The organism is Hungatella hathewayi WAL-18680 (assembly GCF_000235505.1).
GTDB classification, from domain to species: Bacteria; Bacillota; Clostridia; order Lachnospirales; family Lachnospiraceae; genus Hungatella_A; species Hungatella_A hathewayi_A.
The window spans coordinates 2,487,186-2,506,306 of sequence record NZ_JH379027.1; the positions used below are offsets into that span (position 1 = coordinate 2,487,186).

At 51.2% G+C, this 19,121-nt stretch carries 15 protein-coding genes, 4 tRNA genes and 1 pseudogene; 16 read left to right on the forward strand and 4 right to left on the reverse strand.

Features of this window, described 5'->3' with window-relative positions; all coding sequences use genetic code 11:
- Positions 1–66: 66 nt before the first annotated feature.
- Positions 67–3,816: a phosphoribosylformylglycinamidine synthase gene (locus tag HMPREF9473_RS11160; RefSeq protein ID WP_006780215.1), complete on the forward strand. Its 3,750-nt coding sequence runs from the start codon at positions 67–69 to the stop codon at positions 3,814–3,816.
- Positions 3,817–3,927: 111 nt separating this feature from the next.
- The gene (locus HMPREF9473_RS11165; RefSeq protein WP_006780216.1) at positions 3,928–4,242 is read left to right on the forward strand and encodes a DUF1540 domain-containing protein; all 315 of its coding nucleotides are present in this window, start codon (positions 3,928–3,930) and stop codon (positions 4,240–4,242) included.
- Between the two features lie 123 nt (positions 4,243–4,365).
- Here the strand turns inward: HMPREF9473_RS11165 and HMPREF9473_RS11170 are convergent, their stop codons facing one another.
- A complete protein-coding gene (locus HMPREF9473_RS11170; protein ID WP_006780217.1) occupies positions 4,366–4,779 on the reverse strand; it encodes an EamA family transporter in 414 nt (137 codons plus the stop codon).
- A 335-nt stretch (positions 4,780–5,114) separates the two neighbouring features.
- Between HMPREF9473_RS11170 and infC the strand changes: the two genes are divergently transcribed.
- From infC to rplT, 3 genes are read left to right on the forward strand one after another with little or no spacing between them, the layout of a single operon-like run.
- Positions 5,115–5,612: a translation initiation factor IF-3 gene (infC, locus tag HMPREF9473_RS11175; RefSeq protein ID WP_006780218.1), complete on the forward strand. Its 498-nt coding sequence runs from the start codon at positions 5,115–5,117 to the stop codon at positions 5,610–5,612.
- A gap of 29 nt (positions 5,613–5,641) precedes the next feature.
- A complete protein-coding gene (rpmI, locus tag HMPREF9473_RS11180; protein WP_006780219.1) occupies positions 5,642–5,839 on the forward strand; it encodes a 50S ribosomal protein L35 in 198 nt (65 codons plus the stop codon).
- 27 nt (positions 5,840–5,866) lie between these two features.
- Complete coding sequence (rplT, locus tag HMPREF9473_RS11185) at positions 5,867–6,223, forward strand: 50S ribosomal protein L20 (protein ID WP_006780220.1); 357 nt, start codon at positions 5,867–5,869, stop codon at positions 6,221–6,223.
- Positions 6,224–6,361: 138 nt separating this feature from the next.
- On the opposite strand, the gene HMPREF9473_RS11190 is transcribed toward rplT, so the two are convergent.
- Positions 6,362–6,434 (reverse strand) — tRNA-Asn (locus HMPREF9473_RS11190).
- Positions 6,435–6,641: 207 nt separating this feature from the next.
- On the opposite strand from HMPREF9473_RS11190, the gene HMPREF9473_RS11195 reads away from it, so the two are divergent.
- Both HMPREF9473_RS11195 and HMPREF9473_RS11200 read left to right on the forward strand, forming a co-directional pair.
- Positions 6,642–7,937, forward strand: coding sequence for a TrkH family potassium uptake protein (locus HMPREF9473_RS11195; RefSeq protein ID WP_006780221.1), 1,296 nt, complete (start codon positions 6,642–6,644; stop codon positions 7,935–7,937).
- Between the two features lie 37 nt (positions 7,938–7,974).
- Positions 7,975–8,628: a potassium channel family protein gene (locus HMPREF9473_RS11200; protein ID WP_006780222.1), complete on the forward strand. Its 654-nt coding sequence runs from the start codon at positions 7,975–7,977 to the stop codon at positions 8,626–8,628.
- Positions 8,629–8,710: 82 nt separating this feature from the next.
- On the opposite strand, the pseudogene HMPREF9473_RS28740 reads toward HMPREF9473_RS11200, so the two are convergent.
- Positions 8,711–8,814, reverse strand: a pseudogene (locus tag HMPREF9473_RS28740) (IS481 family transposase); the annotation flags it as partial.
- A gap of 209 nt (positions 8,815–9,023) precedes the next feature.
- Positions 9,024–9,404: a hypothetical protein gene (locus tag HMPREF9473_RS11205; protein ID WP_034858318.1), complete on the reverse strand. Its 381-nt coding sequence runs from the start codon at positions 9,402–9,404 to the stop codon at positions 9,024–9,026.
- Positions 9,405–10,135: 731 nt separating this feature from the next.
- On the opposite strand from HMPREF9473_RS11205, the gene HMPREF9473_RS11210 reads away from it, so the two are divergent.
- The 9 genes from HMPREF9473_RS11210 (at position 10,136) to HMPREF9473_RS11250 (ending at position 19,043) form a co-directional block, all read left to right on the forward strand.
- Positions 10,136–10,219 (forward strand) — tRNA-Leu (locus HMPREF9473_RS11210).
- A gap of 4 nt (positions 10,220–10,223) precedes the next feature.
- Positions 10,224–10,307, forward strand: a tRNA-Leu gene (locus tag HMPREF9473_RS11215).
- 74 nt (positions 10,308–10,381) lie between these two features.
- Positions 10,382–11,860 carry an extracellular solute-binding protein gene (locus HMPREF9473_RS11220; protein WP_006780223.1) on the forward strand — a complete coding sequence of 493 codons (1,479 nt, stop codon included), beginning with the start codon at positions 10,382–10,384 and terminating at the stop codon, positions 11,858–11,860.
- Between the two features lie 45 nt (positions 11,861–11,905).
- Positions 11,906–15,901 (forward strand): ATP-binding protein, encoded by a 3,996-nt coding sequence (locus HMPREF9473_RS11225; RefSeq protein ID WP_006780224.1) that lies wholly within the window; start codon positions 11,906–11,908, stop codon positions 15,899–15,901.
- A 115-nt stretch (positions 15,902–16,016) separates the two neighbouring features.
- Positions 16,017–16,100: transfer RNA gene (locus HMPREF9473_RS11230), tRNA-Leu, on the forward strand.
- 7 nt (positions 16,101–16,107) lie between these two features.
- Positions 16,108–16,983 carry a tyrosine-protein phosphatase gene (locus HMPREF9473_RS11235; RefSeq protein ID WP_080568820.1) on the forward strand — a complete coding sequence of 292 codons (876 nt, stop codon included), beginning with the start codon at positions 16,108–16,110 and terminating at the stop codon, positions 16,981–16,983.
- Positions 16,984–17,134: 151 nt separating this feature from the next.
- Positions 17,135–17,587: a LytTR family DNA-binding domain-containing protein gene (locus HMPREF9473_RS11240; RefSeq protein ID WP_006780226.1), complete on the forward strand. Its 453-nt coding sequence runs from the start codon at positions 17,135–17,137 to the stop codon at positions 17,585–17,587.
- Positions 17,588–17,592: 5 nt separating this feature from the next.
- Complete coding sequence (locus HMPREF9473_RS11245; protein ID WP_006780227.1) at positions 17,593–18,282, forward strand: LiaF transmembrane domain-containing protein; 690 nt, start codon at positions 17,593–17,595, stop codon at positions 18,280–18,282.
- Between the two features lie 35 nt (positions 18,283–18,317).
- Positions 18,318–19,043: a nitroreductase family protein gene (locus tag HMPREF9473_RS11250; RefSeq protein WP_006780228.1), complete on the forward strand. Its 726-nt coding sequence runs from the start codon at positions 18,318–18,320 to the stop codon at positions 19,041–19,043.
- Positions 19,044–19,121: the final 78 nt, after the last annotated feature.

The window sequence follows — 19,121 nt, forward strand, 5'->3', positions numbered from 1 at the left end:
CATCCCGGCGAATAAAATTCACACCATTCAGAATCCCACAAACACAGGAATTCAAGGAGGACCAATATGAGCGTCAAGAGAATCTACGTCGAAAAGAAACCGGAATACGCAGTCAAGGCCAACGAGCTGAAATCGGAGATTGCCAGCTATCTGGGAATCAGCACCGTGAGCGATGTGCGGGTGTTAATCCGCTATGATATCGAGAATCTGTCGGAGGCCACCTACGAGGCATCGAAGGGGACCATTTTCTCCGAGCCGCCTGTGGACACCCTGTATGAGGAGACATTTCCAAAGGAAGAGGGAGATGTGGTATTCTCCGTGGAGTACCTGCCGGGCCAGTTTGACCAGCGGGCGGATTCCGCCGAGCAGTGTGTGAAGCTGTTAAAAGAGGATGAGGAGCCGGTGATTCAGTCGGCCACCACCTATGTGATACACGGTGATGTGACACCGGAGCAGGTGGAAGCCATCAAATCCTTCTGCATCAACCCGGTGGATTCCAGGGAGACTGACAGCGCCAAGCCGGAGACTCTGGTGACGGTTTTTGAGACACCGGCGGATGTGATCATCTTTAACGGTTTTCAGCATTTTGAGGAAGAGAAGTTGCTGGAGTTGTACCAGTCCCTGAATCTGGCCATGACCTTCAAGGATTTCCAGCACATTCAGAATTACTTTGTGACGGAGGAGCGCAGGGACCCGTCCATGACGGAGATCCGTGTCCTGGACACCTACTGGTCCGATCACTGCCGCCACACCACCTTCCAGACGGAGCTTAAAAATGTCACCTTCACCGAAGGCGATTACAAGGCCCCCATCAAGGAGACCTACGAGCAGTATCTGGCTGACCGGGAAGTCATCTACAAAGGCCGTGACGACAAGTTCGTCTGCCTGATGGATTTGGCTCTGATGGCCATGAAGAAATTGAGAAGCGAAGGCAAGCTGGAGGATTTGGAAGTATCTGACGAGATTAATGCGTGCAGCATTGTGGTGCCGGTGGAGATCGACGGAGTGGGGGAGGAATGGCTGGTCAACTTTAAAAACGAGACCCACAACCACCCAACGGAGATTGAGCCATTCGGCGGCGCGGCTACCTGCCTGGGCGGCGCGATCCGCGACCCGCTTTCCGGCCGTACCTATGTCTACCAGGCTATGAGAATCACCGGCGCGGCAGACCCGACCAAGTCATTAGAAGAGACTCTTCACGGCAAACTGCCCCAGAGAAAGATTGTGACCGGAGCCGCCAGCGGATACAGCTCCTATGGCAACCAGATTGGTTTGGCAACCGGATACGTAAAGGAAATCTATCATCCCAACTACGTGGCCAAGAGAATGGAAATCGGCGCGGTCATGGGCGCGGCTCCGAGACGCAATGTCATCCGTGAGACCTCCGACCCGGGCGATATCATTATCCTGTTAGGCGGACGTACCGGACGTGACGGCTGCGGCGGTGCGACAGGTTCCTCCAAGGTTCACACCGAGGAGTCCATCGAGACCTGCGGCGCGGAAGTTCAGAAGGGAAATGCTCCCACCGAGCGGAAAATCCAGAGACTGTTCCGCCGCGGGGAAGTCAGCAAAATTATCAAGAAATGTAACGACTTTGGAGCCGGCGGCGTGTCCGTAGCCATCGGAGAGCTGGCTGACGGTCTAACCATCGACTTAGATAAGGTGCCAAAGAAATATGCGGGTCTTGACGGAACCGAGATTGCCATCTCCGAATCCCAGGAGAGAATGGCCGTGGTCATCGACCCGAAGGATGTCGACACCTTCCTCGCCTACGCGGCGGAGGAGAACTTGGAAGCCGTGGCTGTGGCCGTGGTAACCGAGGAGCCGCGTCTGGTGATGAACTGGCGCGGGAAAAATATCGTGGATATCAGCCGCGCGTTTCTGGACACCAACGGCGCCCACCAGGAGGCCGACGTGGTGCTGGAAGTGCCAGTGAAGGAGGGGAACCCCTTCGACAGAAGCGAAGTTGGCGATGTCAAAGAGACCTGGCTGAACATGCTGAAAGGCCTCAATGTCTGCTCCCAGAAGGGGCTGGTGGAAATGTTTGACGGCTCCATCGGCGCCGGCAGCGTGTTCATGCCTTACGGCGGAAAATACCAGCTGACCGAGACCCAGTCCATGGTAGCCAAATTGCCGGTGCTGGAAGGAAAGACGGACACTGTTACCATGATGAGCTACGGCTTTGACCCATATTTATCCAGCTGGAGCCCTTACCACGGAGCCATTTACGCCGTGCTGTCCTCCGTGGCGAAGATTGTGGCCGCCGGCGGTGATTACAGCAAAATCCGGTTCACCTTCCAGGAATATTTCCGCCGGATGACCGGGGAAGCGTCCCGCTGGAGCCAGCCATTTGCGGCGCTTCTGGGAGCTTACAACGCACAGCTGGGATTTGGGCTGCCGTCCATCGGCGGCAAGGACAGTATGTCCGGAACCTTTAACGAGATTGACGTGCCGCCGACACTGGTTTCCTTTGCGGTGGATATCGCAAGCCACAAGCATATCATCACACCGGAGTTTAAGAAGCCGGGCAGCAAGCTGGTGGTATTTCAGATTGAGAGAGACAACTACGATTTGCCGGTGTACGGCCAGATTATGGACGGCTACGCCAAGCTGCATGAGGATATCAAGGCGGGCCGCATCATTTCCGCCTATGCGGTGGAAGGCCACGGTATGGCTGAGGCGGTCAGCAAGATGGCTTTCGGCAACAAGCTGGGCGTGAAGATTGAACACAATGTGGACAAGAGAGACTTCTTCGGCGCCGGCTGGGGCAATATCGTCTGCGAGGTGCCGGACGGCAAGGTGGGCGAACTGTCCATCACCTACACCGTGATTGGCGAGGTGACGGATACCGGCCTGCTGGAATATGCGGATACCGCTATCACCATGGACGAGGCCCTGGACGCCTGGACCGGGACACTTGAGGATGTATTCCCGACTAAGTCCGGTGTGAAGCAGACTGCCGTGACTGACAACTGTTACGAGGCGAAGAACATTTACATGTGCAAGCATCAGGTGGCGCAGCCAAATGTCTTCATCCCCGTATTCCCAGGCACCAACTGTGAGTACGACAGCGCCAGAGCCTTCGAGCGGGCCGGCGCCAGCGTGGTGACGAAGGTATTTAAGAACTTAAGCGCGGAAGATATCAGAGAGTCCGTGGAATGTTTCCGAAAAGAAGTGTCCCAGGCCCAGATTATCATGTTCCCTGGCGGCTTCTCCGCAGGCGACGAGCCGGAGGGCTCCGCCAAATTCTTCGCCACGGTATTCCGAAACCAGGTGATTAAAGAGGAGATAGAGGCCCTGCTTTCGAAGCGAGACGGCCTGATGCTTGGAATCTGCAACGGCTTCCAGGCTCTGATTAAGCTGGGACTGCTGCCGGAAGGCACTATCGCCCAGCAGCGTCCGGATTCCCCGACTCTGGCCATGAACACCATCGGACGCCACATCTCCAAGATGGTCTACACCAAGGTGGTATCCAACAAGTCCCCATGGCTGGCCGGCGCCGAGCTTGGCGGCGTGTACTGCAACCCGGCATCCCACGGGGAGGGACGGTTTGTGGCCAACGACGAGTGGCTGAACAGACTGTTTGAAAACGGCCAGGTTGCCACCCAGTACGTGGATGACAACGGAACGCCGACCATGGACGAGTTCTGGAATCCAAACGGCTCCTACATGGCCATTGAGGGCATTACCAGCCCGGACGGAAGAATCCTGGGCAAGATGGCTCACTCTGAGAGACGGGGCGAGGCCGTGGCCATGAACATTTACGGCGAACAGGATTTAAAAATCTTCGAATCCGGCGTAAAATATTTTAAATAATAAATTTATCAAAAAACGTGCATACTAATCCTGTCATAGAAAGAAAACACTCGTGAAGCCTGCCATTTGGGCGGCTTTCCCGGGGAGTTTGGTCTGAAGGAGGAATATGCGATGACAAAGTTGGATTGTAATGTAACAAGCTGTCTTCACAATGCGGATAACTGCTGCTGCAAGCAGGCAATTATCGTGGACGGCCAGGATGCCAAGGATAAACAGGAGACCTGCTGCGGAAGTTTCGACGAGAACCGTGACGGTGCCTTCCACAACCTGTTCAAGACACCGGAGAGCCGTCTGGAAGTGGACTGCGAAGCCGTGAAATGCGTCTACAACGAAGACCGCCACTGCACCGCCGAGCACATCGGCATCGCCGGCGACGGAGCCACCGAGGCAACACATACCGAGTGTGCCACATTCAAGGCGAAATAAGACAGGACCGCAAGTCCTGCACAGAGCATGCAGCAAAAAACGCAGTTACCGAAAGGGACGATAAAATGTCTCGTAGCGGCAGCTGCGTTTTTCAGTTACGTGTCATCGAATATTCCTGAAGCATTACAGAATCATCACAAAAGTCCCGGCGGTAATCAGCACGGCGCCGATGATGGTCTTCACGGACATGGGCTCGTGGAGAATCACGAAAGCCAGTATCAGCGTAATCACAATGCTGAACTTGTCCACAGGAACCACCTTGGATGCCTGTCCAATCTGGAGCGCTTTGTAATAACACATCCAGGAAGCGCCGGTTGCCAGACCGGAGAGGATTAGAAAGAGCCAGCTTCTCTTACTGATCGCCGAAATCCCGCCCTGGGTATTGGTCAGGAACACCATCCCCCAGGCCATAAGTACCACGACCACCGTGCGGACGGCCGTAGCCAGATTGGAGTTCACCCCGTCAATTCCGATTTTGGCCAGAATGGAAGTGAGAGCGGCAAAGACAGCCGAGAGCAGCGCAAGCACGAACCACATACAGGTCCTCCTTTTTAAAAATGTTATCGTTTCCTTCTATTATCAGTTCCAGAATAACTATACTATCCGGCGGGGGAAAATACAATAAGAAAAAAAGTACTTGACTTTTCCCCACGGAAATAGTATAGTAATACAGGTTATGAAAATAACTGACAGGAAAGCAGGTATCCACCTCACCTCGGCACAAGCGCGTGACCCTGGTTCATATGAGAGAATACATAGCCGTGTGCTGTGTTTTAGACGTATGGTGGATAGAGTATGTTCTATCTGCTTTTTTATTGCAAATTCCAATATTTAATCACACTTTATGGAGGTGCACGACAATTAGCGATTTAATGATTAACGAACAAATCAGAGACAAGGAAGTTCGACTCATTGGGGAGGACGGAGAGCAGCTGGGTATCGTATCCGTGAAAGATGCCTTACAGATGGCCAAGGACGCGGAACTGGACCTGGTGAAGATTGCCCCTACTGCAAAGCCGCCTGTTTGTAAGATTATCGACTACGGAAAATACCGTTACGAACTGGCAAGAAAAGAAAAAGAAGCAAAGAAAAAGCAGAAGACGATCGAGGTGAAGGAAGTACGTTTGTCTCCGAATATCGATACGAATGATTTGAACACGAAGACCAGCGCCGCCCGCAAGTTTTTGGAGAAGGGCGATAAGGTGAAGGTGACTCTGCGCTTTAGAGGTCGTGAGATGGCACATATGTCAAAGTCCAGATACATCCTGGATGACTTTGCACAAAGCCTGGCTGACATTGCAGTGATTGACAAGCCGTCAAAGGTAGAAGGAAGAAGCATGGTCATGTTTTTAACTGCTAAAAAAAGTTAAAATAGATAATTATCAAGGAGGAAAATACAATGCCTAAAATGAAAACAAGCAGAGCAGCAGCGAAGCGTTTCAAAAAAACCGGAACAGGAAAATTAGTAAGAAACAAAGCTTACAAATCTCACATCTTAACTAAGAAGTCCACTAAGAGAAAAAGAAATCTTAGAAAAGATATCGTTACGGATGCAACCAACGCAAAAGTAATGAAGAAGATTTTACCATATTTATAATTCGAGGTTAAGAAGGAGGAATCACCGATGGCAAGAATCAAAGGCGGTATGAACGCTAAAAAAAGACATAACAGAGTGTTAAAGATGGCAAAAGGCTACCGTGGCGCTCGTTCCAAGCAGTATAGAGTAGCAAAACAGTCCGTAATGAGAGCATTAACCAGCTCTTATGCAGGCAGAAAAGAGAGAAAGAGACAGTTCAGACAGTTATGGATTGCCCGTATCAACGCAGCAGCCCGTATCAACGGCTTATCTTACAGCAAGTTCATGTATGGACTGAAGCTGGCCGGTGTTGAGATGAACCGCAAGATTTTATCCGACATGGCGATCAACGATGCAGAAGGCTTTGCAAAACTGGCAGAGCTGGCAAAATCCAAGATTGCTTAATCGATCAATAAAATATCATTACGATAAAAAGGACGTTCCTGAGCCATAGTACGGCGGCGGGAACGTCCTTTTTTGATGTTTAAAGGCACAAAAAAAGAACATGGCCCATCACAGCCATGTTCTCCCGAACAGAAAAAACTCCCTGAGTTGGACTCGAACCAACGACACCGCGGTTAACAGCCGCGTGCTCTACCGACTGAGCTATCAAGGAATAATGAGGATATCTTTTTATACCGCTCATAGAATGTATTATACTAGGATGACGGAGATTGTCAAGAGGGTAAATGGAGAAAATGAGGAAGATTTTTTTCGGCCATTAAGATACCGTTAAGCATTGGCCCCCAACATTGATTTTCCATAAACAGGATGATATACTCACGGAAATTGATGAGATTATCAAAACAGAAAGGAACTTATCATGCATCGCTATCTCAGGAATTTAAGCCCTGCCAGGCTGGTTGTACTTGGATTTGCATCGGTAATTTTGCTAGGCGCCCTGCTTTTGTGGCTGCCGGTGTCCGCCAATGAGGGAGTCCGTGTGTCCTTTCTCGACGCGCTGTTTACTTCCACCAGCGCCGTCTGTGTCACCGGTCTGATTGCCATCGACACGGCGGAGCATTTCAATGTGTTTGGCAGGACGGTGGTGGCCCTGCTGATTCAGATAGGCGGCCTGGGGGTTACCTGCGTGGGCGTAGCCTTTATCCTGTTTGCCGGGAAGAATATCGGCATCAAGGGCCGGGTGATTATCCGGGACACCATGAACTTAAGGTCGGTGAAGGGCGCCATCAGTCTGGTGAAAGCCATTCTGTTTATGACACTCTGCTTTGAGCTGGCGGGGATGGCGCTCAGCTTTCTGGTGTTTGTGCAGGATTATCCGCCGTTGACGGCCCTCGGCATCAGCGCCTTTCACTCGGTGGCAGCGTTCAACAACTCGGGCTTTGACATATTAGGCGGCCTTAGGAACCTGATTCCTTACCAGGGCAACGTGCTCCTCAACCTGACAACCTGCGGGCTGATTATCTTTGGCGGCCTGGGCTTTCTGGTGATTAAGGAAGTGTGGGAGGTCCATTCCTGGAAGAAGTTTTCCTTACATACCAAGGTGGTTCTGGTGATGACGGTGACTCTTCTGGCCGCAGGCACCATCCTTTTGAAGCTTTCGGAGGACATCACCTGGCTGGGAGCATTTTTCCAGAGCACCTCCGCCAGGACAGCGGGATTTTCCACCTACCCCATCGGGGAGTTTACGGCGGCCGGTCTGTTTGTGCTGATAATCCTCATGTTTCTCGGTGCGTCACCGGGGTCCACCGGAGGCGGTATCAAGACCACCACCACCTTTGTCCTCTGGCGCAGCGTGCTGGGGGCGGCGACCAACCAGCGGTGCGGGGCATTTAAAAGAAGGATTCCCGACGAAATCGTGTCCCAGGCCTATATCATCACGGCCATCGCCGTGGCGGTGGTCTGCGTGCAGACGTACCTGATGTGCATCGTGGAGCCGGAATACAGTTTTCTCCAGCTGCTTTTTGAGGTCGTCAGCGCCTTTGGCACGGTGGGACTTTCCACAGGCATCACACCCCAATTGGGGGCATATGGGAAAATGATTTTGATACTGACCATGTTCATCGGCCGTCTGGGGCCGTTGACCATAGCGACCATCTGGACATTCAAACCCATGGCTGGCGCCTGGTATTCGGAAGAAGATGTGACAATCGGTTAAAGATGGTGATAGAAGAAAAGAAGAGGGAGATCAGAACATGAGCAGAAAACAGGGTGGAATTGAATTTGGCATTATCGGTCTGGGGCGTTTTGGCTACGCGCTGGCGGCGTCTCTGGCGGAAGCCGGCCGGGAAGTGATGGTGATTGACAATACTGAGAGTAAGGTAAAGCAAATCAGGAATCTGGTGGCGGAAGCATTTGTCGTCCAGGATTTGGAGCGGGAGACGCTGGAGAGTACGGGGATACAGAATTGTCAGACGGTGATCGTCTGCATCGGAGAGCAGATAGACAAGAGCATTTTGACAACACTGAACGTGATATCCATGGGCATCCCCCGTGTCATCGCCAAGGCCACCAGCCGGGACCAGGGCTGTGTGCTGGAGAAAATCGGGGCTGAGGTTGTCTACCCGGAGCGGGATTTGGCCCAGCGTCTGGCCATGCGCCTGATATCCCCCCACGCCCTGGATTTTATCCGGCTAAATGACGACATCACCGTCTCCGAGATTGTCCTGACCCCGGTTCTGACCGGCCAGACGGTCCAGGAGGCCGATTTGCGCCGCCGCTTTGCCTTAAACATCATCGCCCTGGAAAACGGAACCACCACCGAAATCGAGGTCCGCCCGGACTACCGGTTTGTCAGCGGGGACATCATTGTGGTGATTGGAAAAAAAGGAGAATATCAGGCGGTTTGAGCAGTTTTTGTCGGAGGCATAAAAGAATGACTGGCCGGAACTGGAATATTGTTTTAGAAAAATTTGCAAAAATGTGGGGGTGCCAAGCATATGTTACATTGGCTGCATAGAACCTCTTATTATCCTTATGATGACTGCGATCTACCTTCCGTTATGGCGTGGCGTAAATGGCTTTATTAGTTTGTGCCAGAATACCCTGTTTCTTGAGGAAATGATAGAGACCAGGAGGGGAACGTTGATAGCCGCGTTGTCTGAGTTTGACCCAGAAAACAATCAGGCCGGCATGGGGATTACGTCTGCGCATATCAAAAATCAGCTTCCTTTCATCGGTAGTATGTTGATTGGGGTGATAATGAGGGTATCTGGAATGTTTAGCACAAGTATATTTTTAGTGTTTAAAATATTTTTACTCCATTATAAGCCATTCCATCATTTATAGCCTCTTGAACGTTTGAGTAACCTAATTCTCTTGCTCTGTTATCATCATAAATTCTATTTCCTGACCAACTAACTTCCGCATAATTTACTTTTGCTGTTGCAGCAGCTTTTTTTCCTGCACCTGTCCAAGTTTCATAAACCTTATAAATAATCAGCAGAAAAATAAAAGGACTTATTATTAATTGTAAAATAGAAACTTCAATTATGTAATTTATTTTTTTCATTTTTAGATTTCTTAGAATTAAAATTATAAAAGGAATAAAAAATAATATGGCAGCCATTAAATTACCCTTTAAAACATCTCCTAGAATAATGGGCAATAACCACATCAAAACCATTAAAAACTTATTGAATCCACCTAAAGCATTATAACCTGTTTCTAATCCTATTTTTTTTAAAAAACTTCATAATCTCTCTAGTACCTCCATTATATATACTTGTGCTAATCATACTTACGATAGTAAGTATAACATTTTAACAAAAAAAAATCTATGTATTTATGAAAATTTTATTATAAAATAGGTATATTTTTTGTACCTTTATAGTTTGTACTGGCATTGAGTACCTACGATGGTAGGTATAACTTTTTGATTGAATTAAATCTATAATTTTATGTAAAGATAATTATAGAAAGAAGGTACACAAATGCCGTATGATTATAGTCCATTTTGGGAAACAATAAAAGAATTAAACATTTCTACCTATCAATTAATAAATAGAGGAGTGAACAAGAGAACTATACATAAGCTAAAACATGGAGAGGTACTAACAATTTTAACATTGGCACAACTCTGCTGTATCATTAAAGTACCAATTGAAAGAGTTGTAAGGATAAATATAGACCAAATGGATAATTAATCTGGTCTTTTAGTTTTCAGTAAATAAGAATAGTCTAATAAGAAATGGGTCCGCCCCCCCAACGTGACTTTGGGGTGGAATTTAATTTTACAAACGAGGATGGAATATTGTTTTAGAAAAAATTTGCAAAAAAACGCTTTACAAAAACGGAAGTTAATGATAATATAATCTAGGCTGTTTCAGAGGACTGAGAATTCTGAAGCACCGCAGCGCGGGAGTGCTGGAATTGGCAGACAGGCAAGACTAAGGATCTTGTGGGTGTATGCTCGTGTGGGTTCAAGTCCCATCTCCCGCATGATGCAGAAGTGGCGGAATTGGCAGACGCGCACGGTTCAGGTCCGTGTGGTGGTAACACCTTGAGGGTTCGACTCCCTTCTTCTGCACGATGAGCTCAGACCTTTGAGCAATCAAAGGGACTGAGCTTTTTTAGTGCGTAAAATTAAGACGGGAGGGTCTCATGAAAAAAATAAACCAATGTGTAAAAAGAATCGGAGCCGCAGTCGTTCTCAGTGGGTGTCTGTTGTTGACCGGCTGTGGGGAGAAGAGTGGAACGGAGGCCGTGAAACTTGACAAGAACAAACCGGTGGACATTACGGTATGGCATTATTACAACGGCGCCCAGGAGGCAGCATTTGCCAGAATGGTGTCGGAGTTCAATGACACGGTGGGAAAAGAGCAGGGCATCTATGTGGAGAGCCACAGCAAGGGCAATGTGACGGAGCTGGAGACGGCGGTACTGGCGGCCAGCCGGAAGGAAGTGGGCAGCGACGCCATGCCAAATCTCTTCTCCTCCTACGCCGATACGGCTTATGAGCTGGAGAAGGAGGGGGCGCTGGCAGATTTGGCTCCCTATTTTACGGCTGAGGAGCAGGCGGAATATTTGGATTCCTACATAGAGGAGGGGCGGATTGGTTTAAATGGAGAGTTAAAGATTTTCCCGATTGCCAAATCCACGGAAGTGCTGATGCTCAACAAGACAGTCTGGGATGAGTTCGCGGCGGACACGGGCGTGACGGAGGACAGTCTGAAGACAGTGGAGGGCATCACGGAGACAGCCGCCCTCTATTTTGACTGGACGGACGCCAAGACTCCGGATGTCCCCAATGACGGCAAAGCCTTTTATGGCCGTGACGCCATGGCGAACCTTTTTATCATCGGTTCCATGCAGCGTGGCGTGGAGCTTTTCCACGTGGAGAACGGGAAGGTGACACTGAACGTTGACAGGGATGTCTTTTATGAAATATGGCAGAATTATTACGTGCCGTATGTGAAGGGGTATTTCGGGGCCTATGGCAGATTCCGCTCGGATGACTTAAAGATTGGAGAACTGGCGGCCTACACCGGCTCTATCGCCTCCGCCGGCTATTTCCCGGACCAGACGGAGATTGGCGACAAGATTACCCCTATTGAGTGCCTGGTAATGCCGGCTCCCATATTTGAGGGAGCTGAGCCCTACATTATCCAGCAGGGCGCCGGTATGGTTGTGGCAAAGGGAACGAAGGAGCAAGAGTACGCCTCCGTTGTATTTTTAAAATGGTTCACCGAGGCGGAGCGGAATACGGAATTTGGCTGTACCTCCGGGTATATTCCGGTGAAGAAGGAGGCCAATAATAAAGAAACGCTGGACGCGGTGATTCAGGATAAAAACCTGGAGATGTCCACCAAGGAGTACGACACGCTTCTGACTGCCTATGACATGGTGGCCACCAGCAATCTGTACACCAACAAGGCATTTGACGGCGGGGCAAAAGCCAGAAAAGTGCTGGAATACGGGCTGTCCGACAAGGCCGCGGCTGACAGGGAACAGGTGCTGCAGCTGCTGGAGGAGGGGAAGACTCTAGAGGAGGCGGCCGGCAGTTTTATTACGGAAGATGCGTTTAACGTATGGTTTGAGGAGATAAAGAAGGAACTGGAGTCCAGTGTGGCCCTTCCATAAAGGGGAAGGAACCGGACATCATTCTGTTTGGAAGTAAGGGAACCTATGTTGAAAAAAAAGACGATATTGAAAATGTTTCTAATCCCCCTGGCGATGGTCATGGTGGTGCAGGCCGCAATCTCTTATGGCACCCTTGTGCTCAGCGGCATGAGCGGCTATTTAAACGACTATTCCGTGGGAATTATGGAACAGATTGTAAAAAACCGAAATCTGATACTTGAGAATAATATGGTTCACCGCTGGTCTGACATCAGCGGTGAGAGCCAGGCCGCCAATGCTCTTCTGGAACGGATCATGGAGGAGCGGGAACTGGAGGCGGATACCTTTCTTGAGGATGAGAACGCAAAGCAGGAGTTTATGCAGGAAATGCTGACCCCTGTCCTTACCATGCTTCGAAGGAACGGAGTCAACGGCGCTTACCTGGTGCTGGCGGACGGCCTTCAGGAGGAGACGGATGAGGGATATAAATGCAGCGGTTTTTATTTCCGGGATTCGGATGCCTTTGCCAATCCCCAGGACTACTCGGACCTGTTGATGGAGAGAGGGGACTATGAGTTCTCCCACGAGTTAAAGATTCCCTTTGACACCATCTGGACGAAGAAATTCCGCTTTCAGAAGGAGGGCAGTCTGGATGCTGACAACTTTTTCTATCAGCCATACCGGGCGGCTCTTGACAATCCTGGGGCCAAGCCGGAGAATCTGGCTTACTGGGGAAAACTCTTCTGTCTGGAAGACAATATGGTCCGCGACAGCTACCACATGATTTCCTATTCCATGCCGTTGATCTCCCAGGAGGGAGAGGTCTACGGCGTTCTTGGAGTGGAGCTTTCGTCCGACGCGCTGGATACGCTGATTCCGAAGGAGGAGTTAAACCAGGGCAAGGAGAGCGGCTATATTCTGGCGGAATACGACGGGGAAGGCGGTCTGGTTCCCTTCTACACGAGAGGCTATGTGGCGGAGCGCAGCGCGAAGACGGGAGTGCCGCTGAATCTCAAGGAGACGGGATATCCCACCCTCCATCAGATTGAGACGGAAGACGGTGCCAGGGACAGCAAAAGCTACTATGCCGATGTGGCGCCCTTCGCCATCTACAATATCAACACGCCCTTTGAGAACCATGGATGGGCCCTGATTGGCGTCCAGGAGAAATCGTCTCTGTTTGGAATCAGCAACCGCATCATGAAGAGCGTGTTGACGGCGGTTTTTGTGGCCCTTTTGTTTGGCATCGTCAGCGTGTTCGTCCTTATGAAGCATTTGACGAAGCCCATCAGCGTTCTGGCGGACTGGATTCGAAAGGTCAGAAGAAATACGGTGCTGGACTACAAGAAGACAGACATTGTGGAGGTGGATGACCTCTACGAGGCGGTAAATGAGTTGACGGAACGGCAGAGAGCGGCGGAAAATGCCGCCCTGGAGGAGAAGGAGCGCTATCGTCTGGCCCTTCAGAGCAGTACCGATATTATATTCACTTACAATATCGACGAGGATACCATCGATGTCTACAATATCTCCGACGGCGGGAAGCGGGAGAGCCGTGAGGAGCATTTGACCAGAAGTGTTCTGGAAAATCTGGATATCCTGGAGGAGGACCGGCTGGCGCTGGAGCGGATTTTCACAAATCTGGAGCCGGAATTCAAGATTTCCTTCTGCTACTGCACCAAGAAAAATGGCTGGCAGTGGATGGAACTTTCTGGCAAAACCATCCTGGAGCGCTCCGGACGAAAGAGCAAGGCAATCGGAATCATCCGAAACATCAACGAGCAGAAGATGAGAGAGCAGCAGGCCAGCCGGGCGGCCCGGATTGACGCTGTCACCGGTCTGTACCGGGAGGAGATTGGCCGCGAAATCATCCGCTCACAGATGGAGTTTGGAAAGCGGGGCTGTCTGGTTCTGCTGGATGTGGATGGCTTCGGGGATATCAACGAGCAGTATGGAATTGACTTTGGTGATGCCGTGCTGGAGGAGCTTGGCAGGATGATATCCCGCTTGCAGAAACAGTACCTCCAGGATGGGCTGACTTCGGTTTCCTACCGAGCCGGTGGGGACGAGATGGTTCTGTGGCTGTGCGGGTTTGACAGAGGGGAGACCCTGCAATTCCTGGGCAGTATGAAGGATATGATGAAGCAGTTTGACCAGGACGGGGATTTCGAACTCTCCGTCACGGCGGCTGCCATAGAGACAGGGGAGAAGGAGGCGCCGTTTGACCATCTCCTTGGGACACTCTGCGGTGTCATGGCCTATGCCAAGAAGCGTAGAGCCGGCCTTTGTACCTTTGCACAGGAGATTCCGGAGACGGAGCGTCTCGCGGAGAGTGGCGGAAAACGCCGCATCAATGAGATTGCAAGCACCGGGGATAACATGTCCCTGAATCTGGTGACCAGGGCCTTCAACCTGTTTGCCAGAGGCGGAAAGGCCGGCCCGGTTCTCGCCGTTCTCTTTGCGAAAATCGGGGAGCGCTACGGCGTTCAGGCCGTGTTTATGAGTGAGATACGCCTGGATTTCAACTCCTCCAACCTCTTCAGGCAGTGGCATGCGGGGGAGGAGATTCCTTATGACGGCGGGATTTATCACTTTAACGGGGAGGAACTGGCCGGATGCAGGGAGAAGCTGGCTTCAGGTCTGGTTACCTTTCATGGTGAGGAAGGCTTTGAGGAGGGAGAGAGAAGACTGCTTCACATCCGGGATGGATTTGCAGGGCTCAGCATTCCTCTGTATGATGGCGGGAAGCTGATGGGAGCTATCACGCTGATTGAGAAGGCGGCCGGCAGTCCTTTGGATGAGGCGGCGTATGCGGAACTTCAGGAGATTGCCAGAATCGTGGAGACCAATGTGAACCGGGAGCGCTATGATTTGGCCAGCCGGGCCAAGAGCGAGTTCCTCTCCAGAATGTCCCATGAGATTCGGACGCCGATGAATGCGATTATCGGCATGACCACCATCGCGCTGAAGGAGCAGGGACAGCCGGAGCAGGTGGAAGGCTGTCTTGTGAAGATTGAAGAGTCCTCCAAGTATCTGCTGAGTCTGATCAATGACATTCTGGACATGAGCAAGATCGAGAGCGGCAAGATGAAGCTGGCTCTGGGCAGCGGCAGTCTGAGAGAGCTGATTGACGGGACCGAGGACATTGTGAGACAGCAGATGGAGGAGAAGCATATCACCTATGTGCAGGAGGTGGACTTAAGTCACTGCTGGCTTGTGGCGGACTTCATGCGTCTGAAACAGGTGCTGTTAAATCTCCTGGGCAATGCGGTGAAGTTTACGCCGGAGGGCGGAACCATCACCCTGACCATCCGGGAGAACCGCTCCGAGAGTTTCGGGAAACATGACGGAAGGGCGGAGATTTATTTCGCGGTGACGGATACGGGGATTGGAATCAGCTCCGAGCACCAGGAGAGAATCTTCGACGCTTTTGAGCAGGCCGAGAACAGTACGGCAGCCGCTTACGGAGGCACCGGACTGGGACTCTCCATCAGCAGCCGCCTGGTACATATGATGGGCGGCGAGATTCATCTGGAGAGCCAGGCAGGACAGGGAAGCTGCTTTAGCTTTACGCTGGGCTTTCAGACGGTGGAAGAGCAGGATATGGAAGGCAGGAAGCGTGTGGAGGACGAGACCGTTGACTTCACCGGCTGCCGGGTGCTTCTGGTGGAGGACAACAAGCTGAACACGGAGATCGCGGTATCGATTCTTGAGATGCAGGGCTTTGAGGTGGAGACAGCGGAGAACGGACTCCTGGGCGTGGAGCGTTTTGAGGAAAGCATACCGGGTTACTATGATTTGATTCTCATGGATATCCGGATGCCGGTGATGGACGGCTTAGAAGCGGCCGAGACGATCCGCCGCCTGAACCGGAAGGATGCCAGAACCGTCCCGATTATCGCCATGACGGCCAATGCCTTTGACGAGGATATGAAGAAGTCCATCGACAGCGGTATGAACGGCCACCTCACCAAGCCGGTGGATATCAAAGAGCTGATACGGACCGCCGGGGAGGCCATTCGAGAGAGCCGGAGCGGAAACGGAAACAATCAGAATATATGATATTAATTCAACAATTAAAACAATAGAGAAAAATGTTGAAAATAATACAAAATAAAAATTGACAAAACTGGAATTCTATACTATAATTAAGTTCGTTGCTGCAAGACAGCGACATGCAGAAGTGGCGGAATTGGCAGACGCGCACGGTTCAGGTCCGTGTGGTGGTAACACCTTGAGGGTTCGACTCCCTTCTTCTGCATTTCACGATGACAATGCGAATCCGGATTCAGCCGGGTTCGCATTTTTCGATTGGGGAACAAGTGGACGCGGATGCGTGGAAGGAAGAAAAAGACAGGAAGATGGAGGAAGGTATCATGCAGGATATCATGCTGGACGGGGCGGACAATGTAAGAGATTTTGGAGGGACGGTCAATCGTGAGGGACGGGTGATCCGTCCGGAGCTGCTGATCCGCAGCAATCATTTGAATGCGCTGACAGAAGCGGATGTGAACCTTCTGTCCGTGGAATATCACCTGAGAGGAATGATTGACCTGAGGACGGATGCGGAGGTGCGGGAGCGGCCGGACGCCAGCGTGCCGGGGGCGGAGTGGATTCACCTTCCATTATTTGAGGAGCGGGCCGTCGGCATTACCCATGAGAAGATGACGGACCTATCCATGATAGCGGGTTCCATGCCGGATATGGCTTCCCTCTACCGGCTGATTGTTACCGATAGCTTTTCCACGGCACAGCTGGGCCGGGTAATGCAGGTGATTATGGAAATGGAGACGGGAGCGGTTTTATGGCACTGCACGGAGGGAAAGGACAGATGCGGAGTTGTGTCGGCCCTGGTGCTGGAACTGTTAAACGTGGACAGAGAGACCATTTTTGAGGACTATCTGGCGACAAACCGGGCTTCCACCAAGCGGGCTGACGCATACGAAAAAGAGGTCTTAAAGAAGACCGGAGATGAGACCATGGCCCGGAATGTGCGGAACCTGTTTCTGGCGGACCGTTCTTACCTTCAGGCAGCATTCGATGCCGTGGAGGATTCATACGGCTCTATGGAGCGGTTCTTTGAGTCTGAGCTTGGAATCAGCGGGGAAAAGAGGGCCAAGTTCCAGGAGAAATGTCTTGTATAAAATGGAATTGCTTCGGGAACGATCATTCTGGCGGGGCGGCAGGTGACAGCGGAAAGCTGACCACTTACCGCCCCGTTTCTGCCACTTACTGAAAACCGGTTTACATTTGCACCGGAATATGGTTAGATGGGGACATGGAAGGGGGGATGAGATGAAAATCCGGATTGAGCTTGACGAGAGTCTGACGGAGGACGAAGTGGTCATCCGTTCCAGCAGTTTGGGGGAGCAGGTGCGAAAGATTGAGCAGGCGGTCAGCGAGATTGTGAACGCCGGGCAGAAGTTTGTGTTTTATAAAGACGACACCGAATATTATCTGCCGCTGGATGCCATCTGCTTTTTCGAGACGGAGGGAAATGTGGTCTACGCTCACACGAAAAACGACATGTTTTTGGTGAAGTTAAGGCTTTATGAACTGGAAGAACGGCTGCCCGGTGTGTTCATGAGGGTATCCAAATCCACAATCCTGAATATCAAGGTTGTGTACGCGCTGACGCGCACCATCTCATCCACCTGTCTGGTTCAGCTTCAGGGAACTCATAAACAGGTGTATGTGTCCAGATATTATTATAAGCCGCTGAAAGAACGGCTGGAGGGAAAGAGGTAAGAGACATGAAAAAAGAAAATCTATTCTGGGGGCTGTTCTTCATCGTGGGAGCGATTGCCCTGATCGTCAATAAGCTGGGACTTCTGGGAGGAATCAGTCTGTGGACCATATTTTTTACCGTGTTTCTGGCAGCCATGCTGATCAAGAGCGTGATGCATAGAAGCGCGTCGGGGATTCTGTTTTCCATAGCATTTTTGTGTATCCTGTACGATAAGGAACTGGGAATTACGGCTTTGACTCCCTGGACGGTATTGGGGGCGGCGGCCCTTGGCAGTATCGGCTGCTCCATGCTGTTTCAGCCTTGGAGAAAAAATCATTGGGAGCATCACGGAAATGAAGAGTTTGAGATGGAGACCATAGAGGGGGACAGTATCCATTTAAGCACGTCATTTGCCGGGAGTATCAAATATATTAATTCTGACGATTTTACACACGCCAATTTGAAATGCAGTTTCGGCGCCATGAAAGTGTATTTTGATAATGCGGTCATTCAGAATGGGCAGGCGGTTGTGGCGCTGGATGTCTCCTTTGCGGGAGTCGAACTGTTTGTTCCCAAGGAATGGCGTGTGGACAATATGGTGGACGCTTCCCTGGGCGGGGTTGAGGAGAAGAACAGAAGTATTTCTACCGGGACGCCGGTGTTAAAACTGACAGGCAAGTGCAGCTTTGCGGGAATCACGATTATCTATGTGTAAGAGTATGGACTGACATGGGAGAGGGGAGCGGAAACATGAACGAAGTAATCAAAAGCCTGATGGAGCGCAAATCCATGCGGGTCTATCTGGATAAGGAAATCAGCGCGGAGGATAAGAAGGCGATTCTGATAGCGGCCATGGCGGCGCCGACGGCGGGGAACCAGCAGCTGTATACGATTCTGGATATCACGGACCAGAGCCTGAAAGAAACGCTGGCAAAGACCTGTGACAACCAGCCGTTTATCGCCAAGGCGAAGATGGTACTCATCTTCTGTGCCGACGCGAAGAAGTGGCAGGATGTATTTCTGGAGGCCGGGTGTAATCCCAGGGAGCCGGGAGTGGGTGATCTGATGCTGGCTGTGGAGGACGCCGTGATAGCGGCCCAGAACGCGGTGACGGCGGCGGAAAGCCTGGGAATCGGCTCCTGCTACATCGGGGATATCATGGAGCAGTGTGAAACGCACAGAGAGCTTCTCCATCTGCCCAAATACGTGTTCCCGGCTGCCATGGTGGTGTTTGGCTATCCGAACGAGCAGCAGAAGGCGAGAAAGAAGCCGGAGCGGTGCCGCCTGGAGGATGTGGTCCACGAGAATTATTACCGGGAGATGGACGGGGAGAAGCTGCGGGAAATGTTTGGCAAAGAGTATCCGGACAGAACCTTTGAGGAGTGGGCGGATGCGTTTTGCAGGCGCAAGTACAACAGCGATTTCTCGCGGGAGATGACCCGCTCGGTGGGAGAGTATCTGAAGGATTTTGAATAGGGAAGAGAGTATACAGGAACAGGCCAGCTTGTCAGCGGTGTTTTACCGCCGACGGCTGGCCTGTTTGTTAGGTTGAGG